The organism is Lelliottia sp. RWM.1 (assembly GCF_016859735.1).
GTDB lineage: Bacteria > Pseudomonadota > Gammaproteobacteria > Enterobacterales > Enterobacteriaceae > Enterobacter.
Genome location: NZ_WLVC01000047.1, coordinates 1 through 21,435 on the forward strand (window position 1 = coordinate 1; position 21,435 = coordinate 21,435).

Annotated in this window: 29 protein-coding genes, 1 tRNA gene and 2 pseudogenes; 7 read left to right on the plus strand and 25 right to left on the minus strand. The window is 49.7% G+C overall.

Annotation, left to right across the window (positions count from 1 at the left end):
• Positions 1-58: 58 nt before the first annotated feature.
• Positions 59-913 carry a recombinase family protein gene (locus GF617_RS22535; RefSeq protein ID WP_203452483.1) on the minus strand — a complete coding sequence of 285 codons (855 nt, stop codon included), beginning with the start codon at positions 911-913 and terminating at the stop codon, positions 59-61.
• A gap of 46 nt (positions 914-959) precedes the next feature.
• Here GF617_RS22535 and GF617_RS22540 point away from each other — a divergent pair, with 46 nt between their 5' ends.
• Positions 960-1,349, plus strand: coding sequence for a MysB family protein (locus GF617_RS22540; RefSeq protein WP_203452484.1), 390 nt, complete (start codon positions 960-962; stop codon positions 1,347-1,349).
• Positions 1,350-1,356: 7 nt separating this feature from the next.
• On the opposite strand, the gene GF617_RS22545 is transcribed toward GF617_RS22540, so the two are convergent.
• The 3 genes from GF617_RS22545 to mdoG form a co-directional block, all read right to left on the minus strand.
• Positions 1,357-1,584: a YceK/YidQ family lipoprotein gene (locus GF617_RS22545; protein WP_181623031.1), complete on the minus strand. Its 228-nt coding sequence runs from the start codon at positions 1,582-1,584 to the stop codon at positions 1,357-1,359.
• A 61-nt stretch (positions 1,585-1,645) separates the two neighbouring features.
• Positions 1,646-4,174 (minus strand): glucans biosynthesis glucosyltransferase MdoH, encoded by a 2,529-nt coding sequence (mdoH, locus tag GF617_RS22550; RefSeq protein ID WP_181623030.1) that lies wholly within the window; start codon positions 4,172-4,174, stop codon positions 1,646-1,648.
• Positions 4,167-5,702 (minus strand): glucans biosynthesis protein MdoG, encoded by a 1,536-nt coding sequence (gene mdoG / locus GF617_RS22555; protein ID WP_203452492.1) that lies wholly within the window; start codon positions 5,700-5,702, stop codon positions 4,167-4,169. The genes mdoH and mdoG overlap by 8 nt, the downstream gene beginning before the upstream one ends.
• Before the next feature lie 272 nt (positions 5,703-5,974).
• On the opposite strand from mdoG, the gene mdoC reads away from it, so the two are divergent.
• On the plus strand, positions 5,975-7,123 hold the full coding sequence (gene mdoC, locus GF617_RS22560) for a glucans biosynthesis protein MdoC (RefSeq protein ID WP_203452485.1): 1,149 nt from the start codon (positions 5,975-5,977) through the stop codon (positions 7,121-7,123).
• 37 nt (positions 7,124-7,160) lie between these two features.
• On the opposite strand, the gene ymdB is transcribed toward mdoC, so the two are convergent.
• The 5 genes from ymdB to csgB all read right to left on the minus strand — a co-directional run bounded on the left by ymdB (position 7,161) and on the right by csgB (position 9,641).
• Complete coding sequence (gene ymdB, locus GF617_RS22565; protein ID WP_181623028.1) at positions 7,161-7,703, minus strand: O-acetyl-ADP-ribose deacetylase; 543 nt, start codon at positions 7,701-7,703, stop codon at positions 7,161-7,163.
• 107 nt (positions 7,704-7,810) lie between these two features.
• A complete protein-coding gene (locus GF617_RS22570; RefSeq protein ID WP_181623027.1) occupies positions 7,811-8,131 on the minus strand; it encodes a type 1 fimbrial protein in 321 nt (106 codons plus the stop codon).
• 172 nt (positions 8,132-8,303) lie between these two features.
• Entirely contained in the window at positions 8,304-8,630 is a 327-nt protein-coding gene (gene csgC, locus GF617_RS22575; RefSeq protein WP_181623026.1) for a curli assembly chaperone CsgC, read from the minus strand.
• Between the two features lie 61 nt (positions 8,631-8,691).
• Positions 8,692-9,144 carry a curli major subunit CsgA gene (gene csgA / locus GF617_RS22580; protein WP_181623025.1) on the minus strand — a complete coding sequence of 151 codons (453 nt, stop codon included), beginning with the start codon at positions 9,142-9,144 and terminating at the stop codon, positions 8,692-8,694.
• 41 nt (positions 9,145-9,185) lie between these two features.
• Entirely contained in the window at positions 9,186-9,641 is a 456-nt protein-coding gene (gene csgB, locus GF617_RS22585) for a curli minor subunit CsgB (RefSeq protein ID WP_181623024.1), read from the minus strand.
• 766 nt (positions 9,642-10,407) lie between these two features.
• Between csgB and csgD the strand changes: the two genes are divergently transcribed.
• The 4 genes from csgD to csgG are packed head-to-tail and all read left to right on the plus strand — an operon-like array spanning position 10,408 to position 12,753.
• Positions 10,408-11,058 carry a biofilm master transcriptional regulator CsgD gene (gene csgD, locus GF617_RS22590; protein WP_181623023.1) on the plus strand — a complete coding sequence of 217 codons (651 nt, stop codon included), beginning with the start codon at positions 10,408-10,410 and terminating at the stop codon, positions 11,056-11,058.
• Positions 11,059-11,062: 4 nt separating this feature from the next.
• A complete protein-coding gene (csgE, locus tag GF617_RS22595) occupies positions 11,063-11,452 on the plus strand; it encodes a curli production assembly/transport protein CsgE (protein WP_203452486.1) in 390 nt (129 codons plus the stop codon).
• A 24-nt stretch (positions 11,453-11,476) separates the two neighbouring features.
• Entirely contained in the window at positions 11,477-11,893 is a 417-nt protein-coding gene (gene csgF, locus GF617_RS22600; RefSeq protein ID WP_181623021.1) for a curli production assembly/transport protein CsgF, read from the plus strand.
• Between the two features lie 26 nt (positions 11,894-11,919).
• Positions 11,920-12,753 (plus strand): curli production assembly/transport protein CsgG, encoded by an 834-nt coding sequence (gene csgG / locus GF617_RS22605; protein ID WP_181623020.1) that lies wholly within the window; start codon positions 11,920-11,922, stop codon positions 12,751-12,753.
• 43 nt (positions 12,754-12,796) lie between these two features.
• Here csgG and GF617_RS22610 read toward each other — a convergent pair whose 3' ends face one another.
• From GF617_RS22610 to ghrA, 4 genes are all read right to left on the minus strand, one after another.
• On the minus strand, positions 12,797-13,279 hold the full coding sequence (locus GF617_RS22610; protein WP_203452487.1) for a DUF1097 domain-containing protein: 483 nt from the start codon (positions 13,277-13,279) through the stop codon (positions 12,797-12,799).
• 99 nt (positions 13,280-13,378) lie between these two features.
• Positions 13,379-13,930 (minus strand): molecular chaperone, encoded by a 552-nt coding sequence (locus GF617_RS22615; RefSeq protein ID WP_203452488.1) that lies wholly within the window; start codon positions 13,928-13,930, stop codon positions 13,379-13,381.
• Between the two features lie 20 nt (positions 13,931-13,950).
• A complete protein-coding gene (locus tag GF617_RS22620) occupies positions 13,951-14,688 on the minus strand; it encodes a phosphatase (protein WP_203452489.1) in 738 nt (245 codons plus the stop codon).
• 84 nt (positions 14,689-14,772) lie between these two features.
• Entirely contained in the window at positions 14,773-15,711 is a 939-nt protein-coding gene (ghrA, locus tag GF617_RS22625; protein ID WP_203452490.1) for a glyoxylate/hydroxypyruvate reductase GhrA, read from the minus strand.
• Between the two features lie 232 nt (positions 15,712-15,943).
• Between ghrA and GF617_RS22630 the strand changes: the two genes are divergently transcribed.
• A tRNA-Ser gene (locus GF617_RS22630) sits at positions 15,944-16,031 on the plus strand.
• Positions 16,032-16,164: 133 nt separating this feature from the next.
• Here the strand turns inward: GF617_RS22630 and GF617_RS22635 are convergent.
• The 12 genes and pseudogenes from GF617_RS22635 to GF617_RS22690 all read right to left on the minus strand — a co-directional run.
• On the minus strand, positions 16,165-17,010 hold the full coding sequence (locus tag GF617_RS22635; protein ID WP_007374439.1) for a DUF4942 domain-containing protein: 846 nt from the start codon (positions 17,008-17,010) through the stop codon (positions 16,165-16,167).
• Between the two features lie 80 nt (positions 17,011-17,090).
• Positions 17,091-17,222: pseudogene (locus GF617_RS22640) on the minus strand (hypothetical protein); the annotation flags it as partial.
• Positions 17,223-17,291: 69 nt separating this feature from the next.
• Positions 17,292-17,783: a DUF5983 family protein gene (locus tag GF617_RS22645; RefSeq protein ID WP_007374438.1), complete on the minus strand. Its 492-nt coding sequence runs from the start codon at positions 17,781-17,783 to the stop codon at positions 17,292-17,294.
• A complete protein-coding gene (locus GF617_RS22650; RefSeq protein WP_007374437.1) occupies positions 17,780-18,157 on the minus strand; it encodes a TA system toxin CbtA family protein in 378 nt (125 codons plus the stop codon). The genes GF617_RS22645 and GF617_RS22650 overlap by 4 nt, the downstream gene beginning before the upstream one ends.
• 99 nt (positions 18,158-18,256) lie before the next feature.
• On the minus strand, positions 18,257-18,631 hold the full coding sequence (locus GF617_RS22655) for a TA system toxin CbtA family protein (RefSeq protein ID WP_007374436.1): 375 nt from the start codon (positions 18,629-18,631) through the stop codon (positions 18,257-18,259).
• 41 nt (positions 18,632-18,672) lie between these two features.
• Positions 18,673-19,032 carry a type IV toxin-antitoxin system YeeU family antitoxin gene (locus GF617_RS22660; protein ID WP_309228324.1) on the minus strand — a complete coding sequence of 120 codons (360 nt, stop codon included), beginning with the start codon at positions 19,030-19,032 and terminating at the stop codon, positions 18,673-18,675.
• Between the two features lie 22 nt (positions 19,033-19,054).
• Positions 19,055-19,276: a DUF987 domain-containing protein gene (locus GF617_RS22665; protein ID WP_007374434.1), complete on the minus strand. Its 222-nt coding sequence runs from the start codon at positions 19,274-19,276 to the stop codon at positions 19,055-19,057.
• A gap of 20 nt (positions 19,277-19,296) precedes the next feature.
• Positions 19,297-19,779, minus strand: a complete 483-nt coding sequence (gene radC / locus GF617_RS22670; RefSeq protein WP_047369810.1) for a DNA repair protein RadC — start codon at positions 19,777-19,779, stop codon at positions 19,297-19,299.
• Positions 19,776-20,009, minus strand: coding sequence for a hypothetical protein (locus tag GF617_RS22675; RefSeq protein WP_007374432.1), 234 nt, complete (start codon positions 20,007-20,009; stop codon positions 19,776-19,778). Before GF617_RS22675 ends, radC begins: the two co-directional genes overlap by 4 nt.
• A gap of 10 nt (positions 20,010-20,019) precedes the next feature.
• Entirely contained in the window at positions 20,020-20,499 is a 480-nt protein-coding gene (locus GF617_RS22680; protein WP_007374431.1) for an antirestriction protein, read from the minus strand.
• Positions 20,500-20,515: 16 nt separating this feature from the next.
• Positions 20,516-20,770: a hypothetical protein gene (locus GF617_RS22685; protein ID WP_071532053.1), complete on the minus strand. Its 255-nt coding sequence runs from the start codon at positions 20,768-20,770 to the stop codon at positions 20,516-20,518.
• Positions 20,770-21,114 (minus strand): annotated as a pseudogene (locus GF617_RS22690) (DUF932 domain-containing protein); the annotation flags it as partial. The gene GF617_RS22685 and the pseudogene GF617_RS22690, both read right to left, overlap by 1 nt.
• Between the last annotated feature and the right edge of the window lie 321 nt (positions 21,115-21,435).

Sequence of the window (21,435 nt, forward strand, 5' to 3'; positions counted from 1 at the left end):
CATATGCCACCAACTGAATACGAAAAACAATATTATCAGCGGCTCGGAAGTGTCTAGATTATCTGTGGCGATTCATATTTCCCAAGATTCGCTTTTCAGCGTCACTGGTACTTTCATTTTCTTTCTTCGGGATGGTTGAGTACTTGCCGATTAGATACCCATTAAGGCGGCGATCCCTCAACTTGTTATAGACTGTGACCGTGTTCCACCCTCTGCCATTGTATCTATCGCCTTCCCCATTAAGCCGATTCACGATTTCTGTCACACCATAGCCATCACTATACCACTCAAAAATTTTGGTTATCGTTTGTAACTTCTGAGGGTCAATCTCATATGACTTTTTATCGTGGCTGAGAGAAAGCCAGTCAGGTGTATTGTTGTTAAGAGCAACACCCGTAGACAATGATTCTTCTTTTCGTCTGTTCCATGATTTTTTACTGATACGGGCTTTTCTTTTCGATTCCTGGTGAGCACGTTCGATACTGGTGGATAATGCGGTTAACTTGTGGTCGAGTTTGTAGCTGTAAATTTGTCCAGTCTCAACCTCTACAATATCAATGTTACGTTTGATTAAAAAAGTAAACTCATCGATAGCATCGTAGCCTTGCTTACGTGAAAAGCGGTCTACAGACTCGATTAGCAAGCAACCTTCAGTTATCTCCCCTGCCTCTACACGCCGCTTAAACTGACCTAAAGAACCTTTGGTAAAGTTATGCCCTTTGTACCCTGACAGACCTTTATCACTTTCCAGTACTTCGTAATTGCTTGGATCAAGTTGATACCCTAATTCGGTGGGCAGTTTAGCGTTTTCGAGGAAGTCTAATACTGTACTAATCTGGCGATCTAAGCCAAAAGCATCAACCTGCTGTAAGCTCGATACCCTACTATAAATGTAGGCTTTGACAGTTCGCATTCATGCACCTATACATTTGATAAACATAATCATTGAGGAACTCATTATGTCCGATAAAGAATATGTATTCTATAGTACGCTGGAAGAAGCTATTGATGCCGCTCGTGAAGAATTCCTTGCCGACAACCCTGGTATTGAGGAAGAAGATGCTGACGTGCAGCAACTCAATATTCAAAAATATGTGCTGCAGGACGGCGATATTATGTGGCAAGCCGAGTTCTACGCGGAAGAAGGTGAAGAAGGCGATTGTTTGCCAATATTGAGCGGTGAAGGTGCTCAGGCAGTCTTCGACGGTGATTATGATGAAATCGAGCTACGACAGGAGTGGCTCGAAGAGAATACCCTGCATGAATGGGATGAAGGAGAGTTCCAGCTTGAACCTCCTCTGGACACCGAAGAGGGACAAACCGCGGCGGATGAATGGGACGAGCGTTAAGCGACGTTTATTCGTACGGACCGTGCTGGGCATCGATGGGTAACAACAACGTGTCGAACACCAATGAAAACGGTAAGTCGAGTACAGTCAGGTAGCGCCATGCCGAATCGCGGACATCCCACTTAACGCCTGGGTAATATTGATTTCCGTGGCCTTGCCCTGGGATAGTGCGACTGATTATGCTGCCGCACCCCGTCAGTAAACACGCCATCAGCATGACGATGAGTATTCTCATGTGAAAACCTCGTGAAAAAAATACCGGCCAGATGGCCGGTATTTTTATGTTGTTGCTCGGCTTATTTCGACTTCAGCGCCAACGGATTGAGCTTAAGTGCCTCGTAGTAGCTTACCCAGGACGAATATTTCTCAGGGGCTGACCACACCCGGTAGTGCAGACGAGACATCGTCACTGGATCGCTCAACAGGACCAGACGACGGTCACGATTGAGTTTTTCAGGTGTCTCATTCAGCGCTTGCTCAACATGACGATCACGGGCAATTTCCAGCACCTTGCTCGCACGGTGACGAGCTGTTGCCATGGCGGTTGCGAGGGCATTAAACGATGGGTGGAATACCGCATGGAGGAAACCATCATCCAGCGAGCGCGCACGGTTGAGTGCCAGATACTTATCGGTATCCACCAGCACCTGTGGCGGAGAATACTCTTCCGGGATCAGGAACAGCTTCCAGCGTTTGGTACGCAAACCCATTGTAGACCGACTGGAGATCACCGACACAAATGGCGACAAGATCAGGGAGAAGACAATCGGGGCTAGCCAGAACAAGAAGCGCAGATCCAGCCAGGCCATACCCACTGCCCACACCAGCCCCAGCAATAACTGGGAACCATGACGCATAAAAGCTTCACTCCATGGAGTGGAGTCGTCGTCACGCTGTGGAGAGTTCCACACCACTTCCCAGCCCAGGAATGCACTCACCACAAATACGGTATGGAACAACATACGGACAGGCGCAAGCAGCACAGAGAACAGCACTTCAAGCAGCAATGAAAGCGTCACGCGGCAGAAGCCACCATACTCTTTCGAGCCTTTGCACCAGATCAAGATGATACTGAGCAGTTTAGGCAAGAACAGTAGCACCATCGTTGACGCAAACAGCGCGATCGCCAGTTCCGGACGCCACTGTGGCCACACCGGGAACAACTGACGTGGTTGCAGGAAATACTGCGGTTCCGTCAGAGCATGAACCACCTGCAAGGCGGTAGAAAGCGCGAGGAACATAAACCACAATGGCGCTGAAAGGTATGACATCACCCCTGTCAGGAACACGGCACGGTGAACCGGGTGCATTCCTTTTACGAGGAACAGACGGAAGTTCATCAGGTTTCCGTGACACCAGCGGCGGTCACGCTTGAGTTCATCCAGCAAGTTCGGTGGCAGTTCTTCATACGAGCCGGGCAAGTCATAGGCAATCCAGACGCCCCAGCCTGCACGACGCATCAACGCTGCTTCCACGAAGTCGTGCGACAGGATCGAACCCGCAAACGACCCTTCACCGGGCAGTGGCGCAAGCGCACAGTGCTCAATGAACGGTTTCACGCGGATAATCGCGTTGTGCCCCCAGTAGTGCGATTCACCCAGTTGCCAGAAATGCAAGCCTGCAGTGAACAACGGTCCGTATACACGCGTTGCAAACTGCTGGCAACGTGCATAGAGCGTGTCCATACCGGATGCTTTAGGCGACGACTGAATAATACCCGCATTCGGGTTGGCTTCCATCAGACGAACCAGGCCGGTCAGGCACTCGCCTGTCATCACTGAGTCAGCATCCAGCACGACCATGTAGCTATACTGATTGCCCCAGCGACGGCAGAAGTCATCAATGTTGCCGCTCTTACGCTTCACACGACGACGGCGACGACGGTAGAAAATCTGCCCTTCGCCCTGCACTTCGGCAATCAATTCCATCCAGGCTTTTTGCTCAGCAACGCAAATGTCTGGATTGTAGCTGTCGCTCAGAATGTAAACGTCGAAATGCTCGGCGTTACCGGTCGCCTTAACGGACTCCCAGGTCGCACGTAACCCCGCGAATACGCGATCCACATCTTCATTACAGATAGGCATAATCAGCGCGGTTCGGTGTTCAGGGTTGAGAGGTTCGTCCCCCACCGTCGACGCCGAAATACTGTACTTATCCCGCCCCATCAGCAATTGCAGGAAGCCCATGAGTGCCGTCCAGAAGCCAGCCGATACCCAACAGAACAGGACAGCGAACAACAACAGGATGCCGCTTTGCAATATATACGGCAGCAACTGCATAAAGGAGACCCACAGATCCTGACCTGTCATATCAGCAGGGTTGATCAGCGCCCAGCCTTGATAAGGCAGAATGGTCTTCATGTACCAGGTTGCAACGACCGTTTGTGCAAGGGTCAATACCAGCAAGGTATAGCGGCGAATTGTGCCAACGGTTCGCCATTTCTGCTCAGACGCCTGCTGCTCTTTTGTCAGTCTGGACAAATAACGCGGCGCCACTTCACGCCCACGCAAACGATCCCAGAAACGCCCAACCGGGTTGGTACGCCACGGATCTGGAAACATTGATGACCGCGTTGCTTTAGGCATCGCCTGAAGCTGATCACGGCCTTCATCATCTTTGATCAGTTGCCCTTCCGCCAACGAGTCTGGCCACGCTTGCTCCAGACGCGCTTTTACTGACCCGAGCGGAGTATCATCATCACGCGTAAACTGATGATGTTCACCATCCAACGCGGTGTGTACCGCGAGGATGTTGCTCTTAGGCAGTGCCGCTTTTTCGGTATCGGTCAGCGGCATGGCATCAATATATTCAGTTGTATTATTCATTGGCAGGTAGCTGATAGCTCCAGGTTTCACTCAGCGGCTGATCGTCGCTGACCAGCGCAGCGCGCATTTCAGTGGTCTGTTTCGGATCTTTCACTTTCACGCGCAGGGTTAAACGCCACCCTTTCGTCACCGGGTTATAGCGTACGGTGTTCTCAACAATTTCACCGTTATCGCCAATGCTGGTTTGGGCAGTCACGGCTGTATCAGGAGCCAGTTTTTTCATGTCCTGACCTGCAAAATCCACCACAAACGCAAGCGTGCCATCAGGCTGACGGATAAGATTTGACTGTTTCACGTCGCCTGTAGAACGACGCGTTTGCATGACATAGGCATTGTCCGGCGCATGCAGTTTGTCTTCGTCGCGGCTAAAGGTGATGGTGTATTTGAAATTCATCTCTTTACCCGCATCAGGAAGCTGATCCGGCGTCCAGTAAGCCACGATGTTGTCATTGGTTTCATCGTTTGTTGGAATTTCAACCAGTTCGACCTTCCCTTTGCCCCAGTCACCTTTCGGCGTGACCCATGCACTTGGGCGAAGGTCGTAACGATCGTCCAGGTCTTCAAAGCGGGAGAATTGACGGCCACGCTGCAACAGACCGAACCCTTGTGGGTTTTCCATTGCAAAGCTGCTTACTGCCAGATGTTTCGGGTTGTTCAGTGGACGCCAAATCCACTCGCCGTTGCCAGCATGGATGGACAGGCCGTTTGAGTCATGCAGTTCAGGACGGAAGTTGGTCGCCGGTGACGGCTGGTTCGGCCCAAACAGGAACATACTGGTTAATGGCGCAACGCCAAGTTTGCCCACTTTGTCTCGCAGGTAAACTTTCGACTGCACGTCTACGACCGTATCGCGACCAGGCATAATGACAAAGCGGTAAGCCCCTGTCGCACGCGGTGAATCCAGCAGTGCATAAATCGTCAGACGTTTATCCGCAGGTTTTGGACGTTCAATCCAGAATTCACGAAAACGCGGGAACTCTTCGCCAGACGGCAGTGCGGTATCAATGGCTAAGCCGCGCGCTGAAAGTCCGTACACCTGGCCTGCGCCAATCACACGGAAATAGCTTGCACCGAGCATGCTGACAATTTCGTCGTTCTTATCTTTGCTGTTGATCGGGTAAAGGACTTTAAAGCCCGCGAAACCAAGATCTTTAACCGTGTCTTTGTCGTGCTGCACATTGCCAAAATTGAAGTAATCCGGGCTGTACTTGATTTTACGCACTGCGTTTGCCGTCACTTCATTGATGGCCACGGGTGAGTCGAAGTACATGCCCTGATGATAAAATTCGAGCTTGAACGGGGTTTTTATATTGTTCCAGTACGCTTTGTCGTGATTGAACTGGATCTTTTGATAGTCCGCGTATTTCATGTCGCGGAAAACGGAGGGCAGGTTACTTTTCGGCGCTTCATAGCTCTTGCCGGCCATCGATTTTGCCTGTTTTGCGACATCGTCGATGTTAAAAGACCAGGCCGATGAGGTATACAGGGACAACACCACTGCCGCACCCAACCAACGCATTTTCATCATTTGTGGTTTATGTTTCATAATAAGTAAGCACTTCCCCCTTTGTGTGCTTATATCGATCCGATCCATTTTAATGGAAATCCAGGTAATCCGACAACAATATCGCCGCTTTGTTTAGCCGCTGGCTCATGGATTAAGCAAGTGATAGAACCCACTTTTCACTTTGCGTGCTTATCCTGGAGACAGGATATCGGTCTTGGTGTAGGGTTGCTTTCGAATGTAACCATTATGAGTCTTAGGGATAAGGCGAAAAGTCTGAGAATGCACAACGTTATATGAGCACTATATCTGCAGCTGTACCTGCGCAACGTGAATATTTCCTCGACTCGATCCGGGCATGGCTGATGCTGTTGGGGATCCCTTTTCACATTTCTTTGATTTACTCAAGTCATACCTGGCACGTGAATAGCCAGGAGCCCTCTTTGTGGCTCACGCTGTTCAATGATTTTATCCATGCCTTCCGCATGCAGGTATTTTTTGTCATATCAGGCTATTTCTCCTACATGCTTTTCCTGCGCTATCCGCTGAAACGCTGGTGGAAAGTGCGTGTTGAGCGCGTGGGTATTCCCATGCTGACAGCGATTCCTTTGTTAACGTTGCCTCAGTTCATCATGCTGCAGTATGTCAAAGGCAAAGCGGAGAACTGGCAGAATCTTTCGTTGTATGAAAAATACAACACGCTGGTCTGGGAACTGGTTTCCCACCTCTGGTTCCTGCTGGTTTTGGTCGTGTTAACAACAGTCAGCCTGTGGATTTTCAGCCGCCTACGCCGCCACCTGAGCGATAAAACTGACCGGTTTTTCGCCGACGTTACCTTTGGCAGATTATCCCTGCTCTTTTTGTTGCTGGGTGTGTCTTACGCCGCAGTGAGACGAATAATCTTTATCGTCTATCCCCCCATACTCAGTGATGGGTTGTTTAATTTCGTGGTAATGCAGTCACTGTTCTATATCCCGTTCTTTATGATTGGGGCTATGGCGTTTGTCTATCCTAAGCTCAAAGCGCTCTTTACAACCCCTTCGCCATGGTGTGCCGTCGGGGCCGTACTGGCATTTACCGCTTATCTGCTCAATCAACGTTACGGGAGTGGTGATGCCTGGATGTATGAAACAGAAAGTGTGATTACGATGCTGCTGGGGCTATGGATGGTCAATGTGGTATTCGCCCTCGGCCATCGACTTTTGAATTTCAAATCAAGCCGGGTGACTTATTTCGTCAACGCGTCGCTGTTTATTTATCTGGTGCATCACCCGTTAACGCTTTTCTTCGGGGCGTATATCACACCGCACATCGCCTCTAACACGCTGGGGTTTTTCACCGGACTGGTGTTTGTGATTGGCCTCGCGCTTGTCATGTACGAAATTCATCTGCGCATCCCTCTGCTACGCTTCCTGTTCTCAGGTAAACCGCAGACCAAAGCTTGATCACTGTCGCGGCGTAATTTTTGCGCCGCGGCAACTTTTACGCACCAAACTCCTGTTCACGTTCAGTAAGACGTTGTCGATAGAGCTGGGTCGTTTCCTCGTCATAGCAGACAAAGAAAACCTTCTCAGGCATGGGTTTGAGCGAGAGATATCGGTACACGGTATCAACGGCTATCGCCGCAGCCGCCGCTTTTGGATAGCCATATACACCTGTGCTAATAGCCGGAAATGCCATAGTCTGATAACCATTGTCTGCGGCAAGACGCAGGCAATTACGATAAGCATCCTCCAGAATACGGGCCTCATGATGATCCCCGCCATGCCATACCGGCCCCACCGTATGAATAACCGCTTTCGCCGGAAGATTACCCGCGATGGTAATAACAGCATGCCCCGGTGGACACTCGCCCTGTTGCTGACGAACAATCTTGCAGGCCTCAAGTAATTGCGGTCCGGCAGCACGATGGATAGCGCCATCAACACCACCGCCCCCCATTAATGATGGGTTTGCGGCATTGACCACTACGTCGACGTTTTGCGTCGTAATATCACCATGAATAATTTCAATTTGCGGTTTCATAAACACCCTCTGCGAGCCGCCTTTTTCTTAAGTGTATCGCAGAGACGATGTTGAGAAAAAACTATTGCGTGAAAAGCTCTTCCGCCGATTGGCGGAAGAGTGAGGGATTATCGATATTGAATTTGTACGATAGCGAGCGATTTTTCAGGGTCAAGATATCTCATACTTACCGTGGCCACATCGGGATTTGCACCGCGCCCATTCAGCACATCTTCATACTTTATCATGCGCGTTTGCATGCCCTTATTTTCGGGGCATGAAATTTCAATCTTATGATGTTGCGGGGATATTTCGCAGGGATTAGCCACTATCGCTCCACGAAAATGAATAACGCCCCCATCAACGACGGTTGCAGAAAAAGCAGGGGTTAAGACTGTAGACACTACCAGGCCAAAGCCGGAGATCAGTTGAGCGGTGGAGATGGTCATTAGATAGACTCCTCTATGAAAATCTTCCCTGGGAGAATCAAAACTCCCTTATGACAGACTCAGAATGAGGCGCTTAGCCATACTTTTCTTCAGCGCCTGATATCATCATAGTGACTCCCTGCCACTCTGCCATCCCACTCAACGCATTGATTTAGTGAATGGTTTTTGTGCGTCAGCTTGAAGGGGGTGACCATTGCTGTGATAAGTGAAGTTGCTTCCCATCAGAGACGGTGACGGTAATGTTCACCGCGTCACCCGTGTCTATATTTAAACTCAGTCTCATTAAATCAATCGTCTGATTAGCAGGTATAGAGAGGGTGTTTTGTTGCTGCGAAGTACTTTGCCCCCCCTGCCCTTGTCGCGTAGAAAGGATATGCACCTGACACTCGCAGGGTTCCGTCAGCGTTACCTGCGGAATAATCGTCGTCATATTTCCTTGCTGCGAGGTTTTGAAGGTGATCTGACTGGAGAGCGCCGCAAGGAGTAGTAAGGTATGCATGATGAACTCCCGAAAAAAAACAGGGCATATGCCCTGTTTTTTTGTAGCACAGATTTCGGTATTAATACTGATGAGCTGTCGCGTGGTTGCCAAAACCAACCTGGTGAACAGTCACAGTTGAGTTGGAAGCAGTCTGGTCAACCGCAGCACCGTTACCACCACCGTACTGGCTAACTGTCATAGTAGAGTTTTTGCCATTCCACTGGTCAAGTGTTGCGCTGTTGCCAAAACCATGCTGAGTCAGGCTAATGCTACTGTCATCAGAACCCTGTCCGACATCAGCACCGTTACCGCCACCACTCTGTTTAATAGTCAGGCTTGAATTTCGAGCATCTGACTGCAAGGCGACAGCTGAGTTACCACCACCGTATTGGTAAATGCTCAGAGTTGAGTTCGGGCCGCTATTATTACCACCGTGACCCCAGCCCAGTGAACTGCTTTGGTCAATAAGACCAGCCATAGCACTACCAGAAACTACGATTGCTGCAAGTGCTGCCACTTTGATAAATTTCATGGTAAAACCCCCATCGGATTGATTAAAGTCGCCGCTAATAACTAACGTTGAATAACGCGGATTGCCATTTGCGACTGTTTCTGCACTACAACTGCGGTTTTCTGCGTACCGTACTGCGTAATACTTGCTCTGTTACCCGACCCTTTTTGAATAATCATCGCAGTATTACCATATGCACCTTGCGAAATACTCGCATCATTCGAACTTCCACTCTGAGCGATATATGCAAAGTTATAAGTCCCTGATTGATCAACTTTCGCTCTATTGCCTACCCCATCCTGGGAGACAACGGACAATAATTTAGAACCGTCCTGACGAACCATGGCGTTATTATTCACGCCCTGCTGACCAATAATGGCTGCCTGATTTAATGAAGATCGACTTAATTCATTAATCGCGAAGTTGTATTCAGCATTTGCCAAATCCGAACTTGCCGCAATTACAAAGCCAGGCGCACCCAGTAATGTAAACATCATGCATAACGATGTGTTCTTCATGTTGTCACCCTGGACCTGGTTATAAATAAAAAAAATAACCGTGAAACCGTGACCTCGTGTTAACGCGACTCGTTTTTTGTTAACGCTGCGTTACGATGAAGAGTATGTCTATCGAAACATTTTAAATATCTCACCCGCGAGACTTATTTTTATTCCTCGTTTCACCTCAAAGTATTAATTAATGCAAAAAATTGCTGTAATCAGCGCAGGTTAGTTTTTTTTGATTTTTTTTAATGACGAGGTTGTACGACTCGCTAAGGTGCTGTCCAGCCTTTCCATTTCAAGGCTTAAGCCTGCATCTGGATGACATTTCACTCAGGGCGTGACACGAGGCATGTTTTCTTAAGTGGTTTTCTTCGTCAGTCTATGGCTTAGGTTTTTTTCCAAACTCATACCTTTACAAAGTTAACTGAAAATAAAAAATAACAATAAAAATCATCACACTATAAATATTTGTATGATTTTTGAAATGTGTGCACTGTTATTAACATGTACAACTTTCCTATCAAACAAGAACATTTATAAAGGTCGATTTTCACAAATTAATATTGATTTTTACATTCCGTTACATGTTTAACACTTGCTTTAAAGTTCGTAATAGCTAGATTGAAATCAGATGTAAGAAATTTGTTTTATATTTACCTCCCCGTGGAGGTTCTGGTCTGATTCTACACACAGCAGTGCAACATCTGTCAGTACTTCTGGTGTCTCCTGATGTTTATTCAGGTGACAGCTGCCAGGTGTCATAAAAAAGTGGGGTTTCATCATGTATAATGAAGTCCATAGTTTACATGGTCATACATTACTGTTGATCACAAAGCCATCTTTACAGGCGACAGCTTTATTACAACATTTAAAGCAATCATTATCATTGAACGGGAAATTGCATAATATTCAACGTTCTTTTGATGACATTGCACCTGGCAGCATAATTCTTCTCGATATGATGGAAGCTGATAAAAAGCTTATCCATTACTGGCAAGATAACTTAAGCAGGAAAAACAATAATATCCGCGTGCTATTATTGAATACTCCTGATGAATATCCTTATAGAGACATTGAGAGCTGGCCGCATATCAATGGCGTCTTCTACGTCACTGAAGAAGAGACACGGGTCGTAGAAGGATTGCAAGGCATATTACGTGGAGAGTGTTACTTTTCACAAAAACTTGCCAGCTACCTCATCACGCACTCCGGAAATTATCGCTACAACAGTTCAGAGTCTGCGTTGCTGACACACCGTGAAAAAGAGATCCTGAACAAGTTGCGCATCGGTGCTTCAAATATTGAAATCGCCCGTTCGTTATTTATCAGCGAAAATACGGTTAAGACGCACCTTTATAATCTTTTCAAGAAGATAGCTGTTAAAAACCGAACTCAGGCGGTTTCATGGGCAAACGATAACCTCAGGCGTTAACACCATGAAACGCAAGTTGAGTTGGATTGTCGCAGCGGGCTTTCTGCTCGCAGCCGGGAACCTACACGCAGTTGAAGTGGAAATTCCCGGATTGTTAACGGACCACACTGTCTCATCTACCGGCCACAATTTTTATCGGGCATTCAGCGATAAATGGGACAGCACTTACCCTGGTAACTTAACAATCAACGAACGGCCCAGTGCACGTTGGGGAAGCTGGATAACAATAACAGCCAATCAGGATGTTATTTACCAGACTTTTTTATTCCCTACGAAAATAGACTTCGATAAAAACGTAGCCTTAGCCCTGGCACAAACCGAAGAAGCTATTAATCGCCTGCAAATAGACAAAGTGCTATTAAGCACTGGCGATTTAGCAAAAGACGAGTTCTAGCGACCCTAATATCCGGAGGCTGTCATGCGTATTGCACATGCAGTTATTTCGTTAATGCTGATCACACCATTAAGCTGGGGCGGAAATATGACGTTCCAGTTCCGTAACCCTAACTTTGGCGGTAACCCAAATAACGGGGCTTTCATGCTGAACGAAGCCCAGGCACAAAACTCCTATAAAGATCCAAGTTCTAACAGCGACTTTGGTATTGAAACGCCCTCGGCGCTGGATAACTTTACCCAGGCTATTCAATCACAGATTCTCGGCGGGTTGTTGACCAACATTAATACGGGCAAACCCGGACGTATGGTGACTAACGACTTTATCGTGGATATTGCGAACAAGGATGGGCAGCTTCAGTTGAACGTTACAGACCGCAAAACCGGGAAGACATCCACCATCCAGGTGTCCGGTCTGCAAAACGATTCCACCAATTTCTAGACAACATCAAAATAAGGACAACGATCATGCAGCGCTTCCTGATATTAGTTGCAGTGTGCTTATTGAGCGGTTGTTTAACTGCTCCCCCAAAAGAAGCTGCAAAACCTACATTAATGCCTCGGGCCCAAAGTTATCGTGATTTAACACATCTGCCGATGCCTACCGGTAAGATATTCGTCTCGGTTTACAACATTCAGGATGAAACGGGTCAGTTTAAACCGTATCCGGCGAGTAACTTCTCGACCGCTGTACCTCAAAGCGCCACGGCCATGCTGGTCACTGCACTCAAGGACTCTCGCTGGTTTATTCCTCTTGAACGCCAGGGACTGCAAAACCTGCTGAACGAACGTAAAATCATTCGTGCCGCTCAGGAGAATGGCACTGTCGCGATGAATAACCGCGTGCCTTTACAGTCACTGGCTGCGGCTAACGTGATGATTGAAGGATCGATTATCGGCTATGAGAGTAACGTCAAATCAGGTGGTGTCGGTGCGCGTTACTTTGGTATTGGTGCAGATACACAATACCAGCTTGATCAAATAGCCGTTAACCTGCGTGTGGTTAACGTCAGTACGGGTGAAGTCTTGTCATCCGTCAATACCAGTAAAACAATCCTCTCTTACGAGGTGCAGGCTGGGGTATTCCGCTTTATTGACTACCAGCGTTTACTGGAAGGTGAAATTGGCTACACCTCTAACGAGCCGGTCATGCTCTGCCTGATGTCTGCCATTGAAACTGGCGTTATCTTCCTGATTAACGACGGCATCGATCGTGGGTTGTGGGATCTGCAGAACAAGGCCGAAGTGAAAAACCCGGTTCTGGTGAAATACCGCGATATGTCGGTTCCTCCGGAATCCTGATCGGAAGCGCATAAAAAAGGCGAGATAGATATCTCGCCTTTTTTTATTCTCTCACTGCGGTGATATTTTGCGCCTTGTCCCGCCGGGCCGCCAACCAGAGGCCGCTGTTCTTCATTGCGTAGCCAAAGACAAGACCCAACATCAGCGATGGCACGACAAGTTTCCAGTCGCCCTGCCCGGCAAACGTCGCACATGCACCAATAAAGGTTCCGGGCACAAACGAAAGCAGCAGATGTTTCGCCTGGATACACATTAAAAAGGCCACGATCCCCGTCATGACATAACCCAGAATCTCAATATGCGGAGCCAATGCGCTTCCTTTCATAATGATGACCGCCCAAACGACGCCACTCATCATCGTACACGCAGAGATAAACAGCCCTTTGACCCCGCCTTGCGGGCAGGCAAAGTACGCCGTGCAGCCCAAAAATCCCGCCCAGCCCAATAGCCCAAGCGAAACGGCCACCCATCCCCAAAGTCCGGAGAGAATGCCCGTTGTGAGTGCAATACAAAGTAATATGTTCATAGCGCGCATCTTAGCAGATACGCACTACATAAATGAGATCAGAAGCACGTTATGTGCAAGTTGAAATGTATCGTTGCATTAATTGTGTGACATGAGTCACTATTCATTCTCTTCCTGTAAATCATCCCACATTGCTGCAATCGCATCGCGAGTGAGAGACGCCATTGTTTTCCAGAACGGTGAGGTCGCGTGTGCTTCAACTTTGCCGAGGAACGTGCCACACCAGGGCAGCAAATACTCATCAAATAACGTTTCGATAGCTTCACTCTCACCTTCTCCAGCCTGATCTTCAATCCAGGAGGCGGCTAACAGCAGCGTACCAATATGATCGGCGGGGGCATCCGAAAGCGGCATTCCACGTTCAGAGAGAAAAGCCCGCACCTCTGCTTCTGTCGCCCCTTCCTGCCAGGCCGAACGGTAGGGCGCGACACGGCAATCCTCTCCCACGAATAACGCGTTGTAATCGGTCGAAATCTGCTGCATATCGCAGCTCTTTTGTAGACGCTCCAGCAGCTCATCCTGTTCCAGTGGCCAGTTTTGCGCCAGCTTACCTTCACGAATCAACGTAAACAGGGGAACCAATAACGGATCCTGCGGCTGACGGTAATACAACGTGCCCAGGATGCGGCAAAGGATGGAAAACTCATTCATTTTTTTAGTCCATTACACAATTAAAGTTCAGCAAATTCAGTAATCGGAGCCATGCCGCGAGACTCCAGGAAATCCAGCATACGACGCGGAGTAACGTTGAGGATACGCGCTTCCGGGAACCCAACGTCATTGAGCACTTTCAGGCATTCACTAAAATCGCCCAATGTGAACGCTGTATGAGAATCCGAACCGAGCGCCACCCACCCCCCGGCATCACGCACCGCAGCAGCCACTTCACGACAGTTTGCTTCACTGCCTTTACGCGAATGAACAAACGAGGAGTTATTGATCTCCAGCGCAACATCATGTTTTGCTGCAGCCTGCGCAACCGCCTGAATATCGATGGGATATTTTGGATTTCCCGGATGACTAATAATGTGCACAGTTCCGCTGGCAATAGTGGCAATCATCGCCTTCGTGTTGGTCTCTTTATCCTGCGGTGCAAAAACAGGTTCATGAAATCCTGCAATAATCAGGTCAAGCGAGGTCAGCATCGGGCCAGTGCAGTCGATTTCGCCGTCCGTATTTTTAATATTGGCTTCGATGCCACGCAGTATCCCAACCCCATCGACAAGACGTGGCCAGATACGCATATTCACAAAGTGCCAGTAGTGCGGCGCATCTGCCATATCAGGACCGTGATCGGTGATTGCAAACAGCTTGATGCCTTTGAGCTTTGCTTGCGCGATGTAATCATGAAGGGTGCTATACGCGTGGGTACTGGCGACGGTGTGCATATGCAGGTCAACGGGATACATCTCTCTCTCCTCTGCGGTTTTTCCAAAGGATAGCAGTTATCAGTGGCGAATATTAGCAAAAACCCGGCATACGCCGGGTTTCTCTTAGTAACCGCGCTGTCTGTCGACGTGCCCTGTGACAGCATTACCTTGCTCCATCTCACTGATGGTATGCGCAATATAAGCAACCGCTTCTGCCGGACGTGTTACAGCCGCAATATGTGGCGTCATTGCCACACGCGGATGAGTCCACAGAGGGCTTTCCTTAGGCAGTGGCTCACGGCCATAGACATCCAGCATGGCCCCTTTGAGCTTGCCGTTATCCAGCGCACTTAGCAGATCGGGTTCCACCACATGAACACCGCGTGCGAGGTTCATCAAATAGCTCTGATCGGCCAGTTGGTTCAGGAGTGCACCATTAATGATCCCGACGGTTTCCGCTGTATTGGGCAAAAGATTAATCAGCACACGCGTGCCGTTCAGGAACGCAGGCAGTTCCTCTGTTCCGGCAAAGCTTTGCACGCCAGGATAGGCTTTGCGGCTGCGGCTCCAGCACCGTAACGGGAATCCCCATGGAGCCAGCGCCTGAGCCACTTTTGACCCCAGAACGCCAGCCCCCAGAATACCGATGGTGAAATCTTCACGATGGTAATCTGGCAATGGCTCCCAGTGTGATTGCTGTTTTAATGCCTGATAATCATCGAAACGACGGAACCAGTGCAGCACCTGGCTGACCGCATATTCCTGCATTTGTTGGCCCATGCCGGTATCTTCCAGGCGGAAAAGCGGAATACGCTCAGGCAACATTTCAGGATGAGCCTTGAGCTTACTCAGAATGGAGTCAACGCCCGCCCCCAGCGCAAAAACGGCCTTCAGCTCCCGGCCTTGTAGCATGTCAACCGGAGGATGCCAGACCAGCGCGTAATCCGCATGTTCGTTATCCCCCTGCTTCCACTCGCGAACACGTGCGCCAGGCAACGCCGTCGAAAGTGCCTTAATCCAGTAAGCCGTATCAAAAGTGGGGTGATAAAAGATAATATCCATAGTCATTCCTGCCTTTCATTGCGCTGTTTTATTTTCATTTTCAACTGGATTGCCAGCATAACAAATTTATCTTCAGCCCGCGTTGTTGATAAAAAAACCGCTTTCAGCACATTAAAAAAACATCTTGTTTGAAGTTTGTTTAAACGCGCTAATTAACTGAAAAAGTTGATTGACGGGAGTTCGGGTTTTCCTTACATTAGCGCCCGTCCCGGCAACAACGGGATGACAATATGGTGAGGTGTCCGAGTGGCTGAAGGAGCACGCCTGGAAAGTGTGTATACGGCAACGTATCGGGGGTTCGAATCCCCCCCTCACCGCCATATTCCGAGCGCATGTTATTAATTAACATGCGCTTTTTCTTTTGTACGTCTTTTCGGTATGCCATCCAGTATGCCATTGCCGTCTGGCTTGCGCTGGCTCACTTGCGAAGGCATCGGACAGGGCACTCCCCTTTCATTTCGCTGCCAGTGCTCCCGGGTAGTGCCGGGCGATGATGTCATTCAGTTTATCGACCAACTCTGGTCGCTTAAAGGTTATATGGGCTGTTCCCTTTTGAAAGTATTTGATTGCAAACATTTCATCCTCGTACCGATTGCTGTGCCTGTCATCATGGATGTGATCACCTAACCGACGGGTAACGTCAGCGCGGTTGTCAGGTACGGGCTTCCCATCCAGAAGAATCAGCATGCGCTCCAGGTCTGCTAAACGATCGCGCTGCCAGCCCCAGCTGAGCCCAAATCCCCACCGGTCACATTTGACCAGCCCACTGACGATGATTTTCCTTCCAAATTTGCAAGGGCTGTTCGTCTTAAAATCCCAGCTAAGTCCTTTGAAGACGTTAATTACACCCCGTTCAAATACCTCGCCCTTATTCAGATGCAGTTGCTCGAATGTGTTGAGAATATTTTCTTCGCTTACGGCCGGAATATCCCCCTTTTCCAGGCTATTGTGCCACTCATCACGGGCCTGAGCATCCATCAGGCTCAGCATGTCGGAGCGCTTCATTAAATCCCGCCAGATGCCGCGATCGAGATTGCAGGTGATGGCTTTCATCGCCGCTTCTCTTTTTTCCATCAACCAGCAGCCGCAACGGAAATCTTGTTTCATAGCCCAGTCCAGAGCTGTTTTTCCGCCGATACTACGGGTCAGCGTCGAAATATCGTCAAGCTGCTGTATCAGCGTCTCAATCTGTGCAATCGCGGCATTACGTCCGGTGACTATACGCTCAATGCTGGTGGAGCAAATCACGTCGGTGTGACCGATTAAAACCTCGGGGTCGGTGAGAGTCAGTTCTGACATCATTTCTTTCCTTATATAAAGCAAAGCGCCAGTCGGTGAGGACTGGCGCTTATGCGCGTGCGTTGAGTATGGTTCGGTGGCTAATTTGTTCTGGCCTGTTGCAGAAGCTGCAGATGGCGGAGATCGCGAACGTTCTGTAATGCCTGTTCAATCTAGGGCAACAGGGCTGCTGAGTCGGTGTTGTCTTCGTCGTTATCGAAGATAATCTCGCTTCAGAATGTTGAGAGCGGCTTCAGTGGTTAATTCTGGCATTAGAAAGCCTTGAGGTGATTGATGTTGAGTTACCAGTCAAAGGTGGTAAAACCCGGCAGCACTTCGCCAAAGGCATCCAGATGAATGATGCCAGCGGCGTAGCGACGGATAAGCGTCACCACTAACCGGCGGCAGGCTTTCGACAGACCGAGGCGTTTGAGGCGTAAAACCGGAAATGACCATGCGCCCAGGTAGAGCAGATAACCCGAGCCGGTATAGCTAATCCATTCCGACTCGCCAAAGTCTTCATGCTGGTGTGAATGGGTAAACAGCAGAGCATTGTCTTCAGCCGTGATATGCGCGGTGCTGCACTGAATGCCGTTAACGCGGGCGAGGGGCGGCAGCGGATCTTCAACAATCAGCTTGCCGGGGGCGTCAGCAACGCGAAGCGAATAACCGTTGTCACAGACTACATTGATCAGGTCAGCCAGTTCAATACCGTCAATATCTACAGCGTTCCGGCCCATATTGAGGGCCAGAACGTTGATGCTATCGGCTTCTGCCGTCAGGGATAACTTCATTGCTGCACCTCGCGATATTTACCGGTGGTGATGTCGGTAACGGCTTTATACCCGCTGCGGATCATCAGCCCGGTAGCCTTACGGGCGAGAAGAACATCGATGCTCCTGATAAGCGGTGACTGTGTTTCTGCGTTAAAACCGCGACGGTCCGTACGAACCAGGTCGTATTTCTCCACCATAAAGTTCACGGCGTCGCACAGTGAGAGCCCGGCGTTGATATGCTCCTGGATCACGCCATCGTTGCCAAACGGCGTGTCGTTCAGCGTCAGACCGTAGTGGCGGTCCAGCAGGCGGCTCAGGAGGCGCTGCCAGATCTCCACGGGTGACGGACGCGGATAAGCCTCCCGCGTTGAGGATAGTGATTGGGTTTGCATTGGGTTTACTCCATTAATAAGGCCGCGCCAGCCGTTACGACAACGGTTACTGCCGCTGGTGGTATCGCCTGTACCAGACGATGGTGTGATGGCGGGGAATTAGCTTCTGGCTGACGACTGTCCGCTGATGATGAGGATGTTGTTGCTGCCTTCCAGACCCATCGCGTTTTGGGCATTCCGGATATCTGCTGGTGTGAGCAGTGGTGAGACGGGCTGGAGTGATTTTCCCCGATTATCAGTGCGCTCCAGGTCGCAGTCTTCAGCCACCTCGTTCAGGGCATCAACCAGAGCATCACCGGCATCAATGCATTCCTGAATGGCATCGTCATCGCCAAACGGCGTGTCGTTGAGGGTAAGGCCGTAGTGACGATCCAGCAGATATGTCAGGAGGCGCTGCCACACGTAAATCGGTGATTTATGGGTTAACCGCTCAATCTCTGCGGCCCGTTTTGCGGAGACAGGATAAATTCTCATCGTTGGGTTCTCTTTGTGGGTTGGTGGTGCTACGGTAAGGTTTATGCGGCTGTTGCAGGCGTTGGGTAAATCGCAATATAGACATAGCCGCAACTACCCAGGGTGTCGGCATCGCATGTCAACCCTTTTGCATATAACGTGACGCCGTGCTGGTGACAGGGATTGAGTTCACCGGAAATAAGCATTAGTTCAAGCTGCTTAAGCAGTACCGGAAACGCCTGATCGAGATGGCGTAAATCCGCGTCGCTAAATGTCCCGGTGATACTGCTACGGTCAGCCAGATAGTGCAGGCGGTTGCCCTCCTGCACCAGCCGTGCACCAAAGCACGGTGTGACGGTGTGGTTAAGTCCCCACCATGGCTCAGCGATATTGTGGCTGATGGAGGGTATTTTATTCGGCACTTTCGCACTCCTTAAATTAATGTTAATTGAGCGTGACGCTGCGTAATACGACATACGGACCATGGCGGTCCTGACGGCGTTCAGCGAAAACCGCGAGCACGCCGCTGATATCCTGTACTTCCCGACCGGCATAGTGGCAGATACTGCCGGACCACTTATATTTGCCGGTACAGAAGCGAAACAGCCGGGACTGCGGATGCTGGCGGTATATCGTCATCGCCTGACGCTTACTGATGATTTTCATAGGGTTAATCTCCTGTTGTGCTACATCCAGCCTCTATCTGCAAATGAGATAATATCCATGCCGCCAACCACCAGATGGTCCAGCAGGCGGATATCAACCAGTTCCAGTGCCTGTTTCAGGCGTTCTGTAATCTGCCTGTCGGCTTTACTGGGTTCGGCCTCCCCTGACGGGTGGTTATGCGCCAGAACGGCAGCAGCGGCATTATTTTTCAGACCGGATTTAACGACCTCACGCGGATGTACGGTGATACTGTTGATAGTTCCCAGAAATAGCGTGTCGAGGGTTATCAGGCGATGCTGGTTGTCGAGCCACAGGACGGTGAAGGCTTCACGCTCCAGTGTGGCAAGCTGCAGGCGCAGCCAGTCGCGGACGGCATGGCTGGAGGTAAATGATGCGCCGGGTTCGCGTAACTGACGCTCCAGCAGGGATAAAGCTTTCCGGATGGTCTGCTGTGCGATGGGGGTCATTCCCCCTGTGTCCGGGGGATATGTGGTGGTATTCATTTGCTTTTCCTGTTCGTTGATGTCTCCGGGTGAGATGCGTTGTACAGTTTCCCGACAACGGAGAATTCGTCGTGCATGGATTCGAACCATGACCAGATATGAAATACAGGGGTTCCCGTCGGAAAATGCAGGAAGGGTTCGTCGGTCACAACTTCTCCGTCCTCATCCCTGACCGTTGTTTTCCCCAGGCTATCCCACAGGGTATTCAGTTGAGACAGTTCGTACCGCATGGCGGGACGATCAGTCGATGATGTGCATAATGGCGCTGCATTCAGCATGCATGAGCGCGTAGTCCCGCAGATGGTAATAGTGCTCCGTCATGGCATCGCATTCGGTACGCATAGCGTGATGGCTGTATGTCATCAGACAAACCGCAATCCCGGCGGCTTCGCTGCTGAGTTCTGCGCCGTTGCCATTCATGCTGTTAAACAGCGTCCATTTCTCATCGTTGTTTCCGTTGGTTTCGGGTGCCATAAATGCGCCACTGTTGCTGAGTGAATAAAAGCGCCAGATACCTCCGCTGTAATCGGCACATAACCGGTCCATCCAGGCGAATATGCGGGGTTCAAGGGTTATCCACTGCGGTATGCTGCCAAAGTGTTGCGGCCAGAATCTGATACGCTGCTCGTCCTGTACAAGGGTGGCGGTCAGCGCTGGCGAAGAACCGGCAGGTTGTGGCGGTAACGGGAGGGTATCGTTAAGGTTAATAATGTCGGTCATGTTAGTTTTTCCTTATTTATTTATAGGGTTGGGGATGTTGGTTCAGCCGGAGTGAAGGGCAGGACTGCGCATAGCCGTCCGTATCACAGCATGAAGGCCAGTGTCCGTCGGGAATGCTCAAGCGGCAGAGGCTGAGTTCACCGGGACGATAAAGAAGGTGTGAGCACCAGGCGCACAGGTCGTCATCGGAGATGGAGCGGCTGCATGGATTGTCCTCCAGGGCCGTCGGATAAATGGTGGCCTGGTGGGCGTTATCAGGCAGAGGTAGCATCAGCTCAGCGCCTGCTGCAGTTCTTCTGCCATCACCCAGAGAGCCCGGTTGAGCTTAACGTCGCCGTCTATGCCTTTAACCGCCCGGGTATGGCTGCGTTTGCCTTTGGCGGTACGACCTGGCAGACCACCTTTCAGCAGATTCTCCTGGCAACGATTGAAAACTGACCACAGGTCGTTCTGACGGTCTTCATAGCGGCGGGGCGTCAGTATCTGGGATGCTGTCACCGGTTGGTGCTCATCACCGAAGCGGTACGTCAGCGCGGCTTTTGCAAAAGCCTGTTGTGCCGGTGGCTGTAACAAAAGCGATTCCATCGCATCGCGCTTCTCTTCCACCCGGTCAAATGTGAGGGGGTGATTATTTCTGCACAGCCAGAATCGACGGGAAAAATATCGGAAAGCCTTGCGTGGCGCGGCGTTGAGAGTAATTAATGGATTCTGCACTACCATTAACAAAATGAGAAAAAATGATATTTTTTGTATTCAATTTTGCACTGGAATGAGCAGGAAGCGATCGCTTTTAAAAACATTTTAAGCGCTCCTGAGGTTATTAAAATAAAATGATCAATATCATGCACTTGCAGACTTAAAAGAACGTAACGAGATTTACACTGTGCATTTAATATCTTCTTAAAAAGGTTCCCTTTGCCGTCATCAGAAAAGGAA

Bases quoted from the DNA above. Each gene is read 5' to 3' on its own strand.
- csgC (WP_181623026.1), bottom strand. From the start codon at position 8,630: ATGCATACCTTACTACTCCTTGCGGCGCTCTCCAGTCAGATCACCTTC.
- csgG (WP_181623020.1), top strand. From the start codon at position 11,920: ATGCAGCGCTTCCTGATATTAGTTGCAGTGTGCTTATTGAGCGGTTGT.
- GF617_RS22535 (WP_203452483.1), bottom strand. From the start codon at position 913: ATGCGAACTGTCAAAGCCTACATTTATAGTAGGGTATCGAGCTTACAG.
- csgA (WP_181623025.1), bottom strand. From the start codon at position 9,144: ATGAAATTTATCAAAGTGGCAGCACTTGCAGCAATCGTAGTTTCTGGT.
- GF617_RS22635 (WP_007374439.1), bottom strand. From the start codon at position 17,010: ATGTCAGAACTGACTCTCACCGACCCCGAGGTTTTAATCGGTCACACC.
- mdoC (WP_203452485.1), top strand. From the start codon at position 5,975: ATGAGCACTATATCTGCAGCTGTACCTGCGCAACGTGAATATTTCCTC.
- ghrA (WP_203452490.1), bottom strand. From the start codon at position 15,711: ATGGATATTATCTTTTATCACCCCACTTTTGATACGGCTTACTGGATT.
- csgF (WP_181623021.1), top strand. From the start codon at position 11,477: ATGCGTATTGCACATGCAGTTATTTCGTTAATGCTGATCACACCATTA.
- csgD (WP_181623023.1), top strand. From the start codon at position 10,408: ATGTATAATGAAGTCCATAGTTTACATGGTCATACATTACTGTTGATC.
- GF617_RS22675 (WP_007374432.1), bottom strand. From the start codon at position 20,009: ATGCGGTACGAACTGTCTCAACTGAATACCCTGTGGGATAGCCTGGGG.
- GF617_RS22645 (WP_007374438.1), bottom strand. From the start codon at position 17,783: ATGAAGTTATCCCTGACGGCAGAAGCCGATAGCATCAACGTTCTGGCC.
- GF617_RS22610 (WP_203452487.1), bottom strand. From the start codon at position 13,279: ATGAACATATTACTTTGTATTGCACTCACAACGGGCATTCTCTCCGGA.
- GF617_RS22545 (WP_181623031.1), bottom strand. From the start codon at position 1,584: ATGAGAATACTCATCGTCATGCTGATGGCGTGTTTACTGACGGGGTGC.
- GF617_RS22680 (WP_007374431.1), bottom strand. From the start codon at position 20,499: ATGACCGACATTATTAACCTTAACGATACCCTCCCGTTACCGCCACAA.
- GF617_RS22655 (WP_007374436.1), bottom strand. From the start codon at position 18,631: ATGAGAATTTATCCTGTCTCCGCAAAACGGGCCGCAGAGATTGAGCGG.
- mdoG (WP_203452492.1), bottom strand. From the start codon at position 5,702: ATGATGAAAATGCGTTGGTTGGGTGCGGCAGTGGTGTTGTCCCTGTAT.
- csgB (WP_181623024.1), bottom strand. From the start codon at position 9,641: ATGAAGAACACATCGTTATGCATGATGTTTACATTACTGGGTGCGCCT.
- GF617_RS22685 (WP_071532053.1), bottom strand. From the start codon at position 20,770: ATGCTACCTCTGCCTGATAACGCCCACCAGGCCACCATTTATCCGACG.
- ymdB (WP_181623028.1), bottom strand. From the start codon at position 7,703: ATGAAACCGCAAATTGAAATTATTCATGGTGATATTACGACGCAAAAC.
- radC (WP_047369810.1), bottom strand. From the start codon at position 19,779: ATGAATACCACCACATATCCCCCGGACACAGGGGGAATGACCCCCATC.
- GF617_RS22650 (WP_007374437.1), bottom strand. From the start codon at position 18,157: ATGCAAACCCAATCACTATCCTCAACGCGGGAGGCTTATCCGCGTCCG.
- GF617_RS22665 (WP_007374434.1), bottom strand. From the start codon at position 19,276: ATGAAAATCATCAGTAAGCGTCAGGCGATGACGATATACCGCCAGCAT.
- GF617_RS22570 (WP_181623027.1), bottom strand. From the start codon at position 8,131: ATGACCATCTCCACCGCTCAACTGATCTCCGGCTTTGGCCTGGTAGTG.
- mdoH (WP_181623030.1), bottom strand. From the start codon at position 4,174: ATGAATAATACAACTGAATATATTGATGCCATGCCGCTGACCGATACC.
- GF617_RS22615 (WP_203452488.1), bottom strand. From the start codon at position 13,930: ATGAATGAGTTTTCCATCCTTTGCCGCATCCTGGGCACGTTGTATTAC.
- GF617_RS22540 (WP_203452484.1), top strand. From the start codon at position 960: ATGTCCGATAAAGAATATGTATTCTATAGTACGCTGGAAGAAGCTATT.
- csgE (WP_203452486.1), top strand. From the start codon at position 11,063: ATGAAACGCAAGTTGAGTTGGATTGTCGCAGCGGGCTTTCTGCTCGCA.
- GF617_RS22620 (WP_203452489.1), bottom strand. From the start codon at position 14,688: ATGTATCCCGTTGACCTGCATATGCACACCGTCGCCAGTACCCACGCG.